The 4652-nt window shown below is 66.9% G+C and carries 6 protein-coding genes; all 6 read left to right on the forward strand.

Going from position 1 to position 4652, the window contains the following annotated elements; translation table 11 throughout:
* The first annotated feature begins 373 nt into the window (after positions 1–373).
* The gene (locus L288_RS26330) at positions 374–1501 is read left to right on the forward strand and encodes a phage portal protein (protein ID WP_021237136.1); all 1128 of its coding nucleotides are present in this window, start codon (positions 374–376) and stop codon (positions 1499–1501) included.
* A 97-nt stretch (positions 1502–1598) separates the two neighbouring features.
* A complete protein-coding gene (locus tag L288_RS26335) occupies positions 1599–1919 on the forward strand; it encodes a DUF6127 family protein (protein ID WP_021237137.1) in 321 nt (106 codons plus the stop codon).
* Positions 1916–2326, forward strand: a complete 411-nt coding sequence (locus L288_RS26340) for an HK97 family phage prohead protease (RefSeq protein WP_021237138.1) — start codon at positions 1916–1918, stop codon at positions 2324–2326. The genes L288_RS26335 and L288_RS26340 overlap by 4 nt, the downstream gene beginning before the upstream one ends.
* 49 nt (positions 2327–2375) lie before the next feature.
* Entirely contained in the window at positions 2376–2882 is a 507-nt protein-coding gene (locus L288_RS42975; protein WP_152522041.1) for a hypothetical protein, read from the forward strand.
* A 100-nt stretch (positions 2883–2982) separates the two neighbouring features.
* Positions 2983–4098, forward strand: a complete 1116-nt coding sequence (locus L288_RS26350; RefSeq protein WP_031303952.1) for a phage major capsid protein — start codon at positions 2983–2985, stop codon at positions 4096–4098.
* 91 nt (positions 4099–4189) lie between these two features.
* A partial coding sequence (locus L288_RS26355) for a head-tail connector protein (protein ID WP_021237141.1) occupies positions 4190–4652 on the forward strand: 463 nt, incomplete at its 3' end.

Consider the following 4652-nt stretch of genomic DNA (forward strand, 5'->3'; position numbering starts at 1 on the left):
GGCGGGCGCCGTGGCCGGGCGGGTGATCGGGAAGAGCGAGGGTACAAATTCGACCTGTGACCGGATTTTGGCGCGTAATCCGTAAGGAGGAAGGGTCAGTCTTCTCTTGAGAGGGAAGGCCCTTCGACAGGCTCAGGGGTGGGCTTCGACAGGCTCAGCCCGAACGGCTGTGGGTGGCTCAGGCCGAACGGGTGTGGGGTGGTTCAGCCGGAACGGCTGTGGGGTGGTTCAGCCCTGACGGGCATGGGGGATCCAGCCCAGACCATGTTCAGCCCGGTCGGGCTTATTATCTAAAGCCGGGCGGTTGAATGCCGCTGGTTCTTGATCCTCTCCCCTTCCGAGCGGGAGGGGATTTTTTGTGCGGGGTGCTTTCATGAAGTTTTTCGGGACGAAGGCGGCGCGGGCTTCCGCGCGGCCGGTGCTGGCGCGCGCCTGGGGTTCGGGTGCGGTGGCGCTGGGGGAATGGCCAGCCTCCTATGAGGCGCAGCTACGGTCGGGCGTGATCGGCAATCCGGTGGCGCAGCGCGCGTTGCGGCTGGTGTCGGAAGGGGCGGGCGCGACGGCGCTGACGGCAAGCGGCGTCGAGCCGGAGGAGGGCGCGCGGGCGCTTTCGCTGGTGACGCGCTGTTCAAGCGGACAGGCGCTGGTGGAGGTGCTGGCGAGCCATTTGCTGCTGCACGGCAATGGCTATGTCCAGATATTGGCGGGCGCGGACGGCAGGCCCGCCGAACTTTACGCGCTGCGGCCAGAACGGGTGAGCGTGGAGGCGGACGCGCGCGGATGGCCCGCCGCCTATCTCTATCGCGTGGGCGACAGTGTGACGCGCCTGCTGCCGGAAGACGCGGCGGGGCGGACGAGCATCATCCACTTGAAGGCGCTCAATCCGCTGGACGATCATTATGGGCTGGGCTGCGCGGGCGCGGCGGCCGGGGCGGTCGCCATCCACAATGCGGCGACGGTGTGGAACAAGGCGCTGTTGGACAATGCGGCGCGGCCGTCGGGCGCGATGGTCTATGATCCGGGCGACGGGTCGGTGATGAGCCCGGAGCAGTTCGAGCGGGTGAAGCGCGAGATGGAGGTGGCCTTTTCCGGCGCGGCCAATGCGGGACGGCCGATGCTGCTGGAAGGCGGGCTGGATTGGAAGGCGATGAGCCTGACCCCTGCCGAGATGGATTTCGTGGGGCTGAAAGCGGCGGCGGCGCGGGAGATCGCGCTGGCGTTCGGCGTGCCGCCGATGCTGATGGGCCTGCCGGGCGACAATAGCTATGCCAATTATCGCGAGGCGAACAAGGCGCTGTGGCGGCAGACGATCCTGCCGCTGCTGAACAAGATTTGCGGGGGACTGGCGCAGGGGCTGGGTAGCTGGTGGCCGGGGTTGAGTTTGACGCCCGATCTGGATGCCGTGCCCGCGCTGTCGGAGGAGCGGACGGCCTTATGGGACCGGGTGGCCGGGGCGGATTTCCTGTCGGCGGAAGAGAAGAAGGCGATGTTGGGGATGTGAGGTTCGCGCAGAGGCGCAGAGGGCGCGGAGGGTTTTTGGGGCTGCCTTTGGCGGCCTTTTTTGTCTCTGCGCCGCGTGAATGAGTGGAGTGGGGCCGATGAAATATGATGGCGAGATGCTGGCGCGGCTGGTGGCGCAGGCCGAAGGCGTGCCGGGGCAGATGGACATGGTGATGGTCCGCGCCCTGATCGAGGAGGCGAGCGAGCTTGGCGCGGGGCGGGCGCTGGAGCGGCTGGGGCTGGCGGATCGGGGAGCGGAAGGGGATGTGCGGGAATTGCGCGAACTGCTGTCCGCCTGGCGCGACGCGAAGAAGGCGGCGCGGGGCGCTGTCGTGGGATGGGCGGTGCGGATCGTGATGGCGCTGGTGCTGCTGGGCGTGGCGGTGAAGGCGGGGCTGCTGGGGATGATCCGGGCATGAGCGGAGGGGCGCCCGATGTTGATTTGCGCTTTGCCGGATATGCGGCGGTGTTCGACCGGGTGGACCGGGGCGGGGATGTGGTGCGGGCGGGCGCTTTTGCGGGCGTTTCTGCTGGCGTGCCGCTGCTGTGGCAGCATCGGCCGGGCGAGGCGATCGGCACGGTCGAGCGGATCGAGGAGGATGCGCGCGGGCTGCGGGTGATCGGGCGGGTGTCGGGGCGCACCGCCGCCGGGCGGGAAGCGGCGCAGGCGTTGCGCGACAGGGCGGTGGACGGGCTGTCCTTTGGCTATCGCGTGCGGGAGGCGCGCGGGGCGGCCCCGCGCGAATTGCTGGCGCTGGAAGTGGTGGAGGTGAGCGTGGTGACGCATCCGATGCAGCCGCTGGCGCGGGTGATTGCGGTGGAGTGATGCCTTAACTTCCTGGCTTTACTCCTGTCCGGCGATTGGAGGCGTGATCATGAGTGGCGGCAAGCGTGTACTTAAATATGGCTGTTTAACTTTTTTTGTTTCGCTGCTTGTCCTTCCGCTGGGTTTCTGTGGCTATCTAAGCTGGCGAGGTCCGCGTGGGGCATTGCCGAAGGAAATAGAATGGTCTGACGTTCTGGCGTTCGGTTCAACCTTCGGCTTACGCGAGGGATGTTCGTTCGGAGCTTACCGGATTTCCGACAAAGCGCGGTACTCGCTTTTGTGGGGAGGCAAGTTGCCCGCTGAATGGCGGCAGACCCCCATCACCATTCGGGACGGCCAGTATGCGGACCTCGGGCCGGATGGAAGCGAGATCACGCTTTACGCGCTTCACGCGACGGATTGCGCGTCGGCGAAGGCAAGGCGTTATCGCCTCGTGGAGGCTTACGAACATGCGCTCGGCAAGCCTGGTAGCTGGGTTAAGATCATCAATCATGGAGAAGCGATGGTCGTGGTGTCCCCGCAGCTAGGATTGGCTTGGTTCCTCAACTTTGGCTGAGGGTTAGATCAAGACCGTATCTGCCCTTCTTTTGAAGATGGCGACGATTTTTGATTTTTCGGGCGGTCCGGCTGGGCCGCCTTTTTTGTGGGAGTGACGGATGACGGATCAGTTGGAAGCGAGCTTTGAAGCGGTGGCGCAGGGGGAGCGGATCGAGGCGATGGAGGGGGAGATCGCGGCGCTGAAAGGGGCGTTGCTGGCGCAGCAGCGTCCGGCGCTGGACGGGGTGAAGGGTGGCGCCGTTGATCCGCATCGGGCGGCCTTCGTCGATCGCTATCTGCGCCAGGGCATGGAAGCGGGCGTTGAGCTCAAGAGCTTTTCGGGCACGAGCAATGCGGCGGGCGGCTATGCGGTGCCGCGCGAGATCGATCAGATCATCGACGGCACGTTGAAGGCCATCTCGCCGATCCGTTCGATCGCCAATGTGGTGCGCACGGGAACCGCCGGTTACCGCAAGCTGGTGACGTCGGGCGGCATCGTGTCGGGCTGGGCGAGCGAGACGGGTGCGCGGGCGGAGACGGCGACGCCCAGCTTCAACGAGATCGTCCCGCCATCGGGCGAGCTGTACGCCAATCCGGCGGCCAGTCAGGCGATGCTGGACGATGTGCAGTTCGATGTGGAAGGATGGCTGGCAGGCGAGATCGCCCGCGAGTTCGCGGCGGCCGAGGGCGCGGCGTTCGTCAACGGCAATGGCACGAACAAGCCCAAGGGCTTCCTGACCTATGCCGCGACCAACGAGGCGGACGGGGTGCGCGCGTTCGGATCGCTGCAATATGTGGCGTCGGGCGCGGCGGCGGGTTTTGCGGCGGTGAGCCCGCAGGACAAGCTGATCGACCTGGTGCAGAGCCTGCGCGCGCCCTATCGTCAGGGGGCGTGCTTCGTGATGAACTCCGCGACGCTGAGCGCCATCCGCAAGATGAAGACGAGCGATGGCGTGTTCATCTGGCAGCCGTCGCTGGCCGCTGGACAGCCTGCGACGCTGCTGGGCTATCCGGTGGTGGAAGCCGAGGACATGCCCGATATCGCGGCGGGCAGCCTGTCGATCGCCTTCGGCAACTTCAGGGCGGGCTATGTGATCTCGGAGCGGAGCGAGACCAGCATCCTGCGCGACCCGTTCAGCAACAAGCCGTTCGTGCACTTCTATGCCGTGAAGCGCATCGGCGGCGCGGTCGCCAATTCCGAGGCGATCAAGCTGATGAAGTTCGCCGCTTCCTGAGGCCGTCAGGTGCGACTTGCCCGGCGAAGCTGTTGCCGGGCGCTTTTGGGGGCGTCTTTGCGGACGCCCCCTTTTTTCCTCTGGAGGGGCGATGGTGCTGGTGCGGGAAGAGGCGGGGGCGCCGGGCGCGCCCCTCGCCGAATTGAAGGAATATCTGCGGATCACGGGGGAGCGCGAGGATGGGTTGCTGCACGCGCTGCTGCTGGGCGCGACAGGGCTGTGCGAGCAGTTCACCGGCCAGTGGCTGATGATCGGCGGCGCGCGGGAGACGGTGCGGGCGGACGGAAGCTGGCAGCGGCTGGCGGCGCGGCCGGTGGTCGCGGTGCTGGGGGTCGAGGCGGTGGGGCCGGATGGCGTGGGTGAGGCGCTGCCGGTGGATCGCTATGCGGTGGACATCGACGCGGCGGGCGATGGATGGGTGCGGGCTGCTCCGCTGGGCGGACGGCGGGTGCTGGCGGTGCGTTACCGCGCCGGGCTGGCAGCGGAGCCGGAGGGTCTGCCCGATCCGATCAGGCAGGGGATCGTGCGGCTGGCGGCCGAGCATTTCGCGGCGC

Origin of the sequence: Sphingobium quisquiliarum P25 (genome assembly GCF_000445065.1) — a bacterium.
Lineage (GTDB): Bacteria > Pseudomonadota > Alphaproteobacteria > Sphingomonadales > Sphingomonadaceae > Sphingobium > Sphingobium quisquiliarum.

Bases quoted from the DNA above. Each gene is read 5' to 3' on its own strand.
- L288_RS26350 (WP_031303952.1), top strand. From the start codon at position 2,983: ATGACGGATCAGTTGGAAGCGAGCTTTGAAGCGGTGGCGCAGGGGGAG.
- L288_RS26335 (WP_021237137.1), top strand. From the start codon at position 1,599: ATGAAATATGATGGCGAGATGCTGGCGCGGCTGGTGGCGCAGGCCGAA.
- L288_RS26340 (WP_021237138.1), top strand. From the start codon at position 1,916: ATGAGCGGAGGGGCGCCCGATGTTGATTTGCGCTTTGCCGGATATGCG.
- L288_RS26330 (WP_021237136.1), top strand. From the start codon at position 374: ATGAAGTTTTTCGGGACGAAGGCGGCGCGGGCTTCCGCGCGGCCGGTG.
- L288_RS42975 (WP_152522041.1), top strand. From the start codon at position 2,376: ATGAGTGGCGGCAAGCGTGTACTTAAATATGGCTGTTTAACTTTTTTT.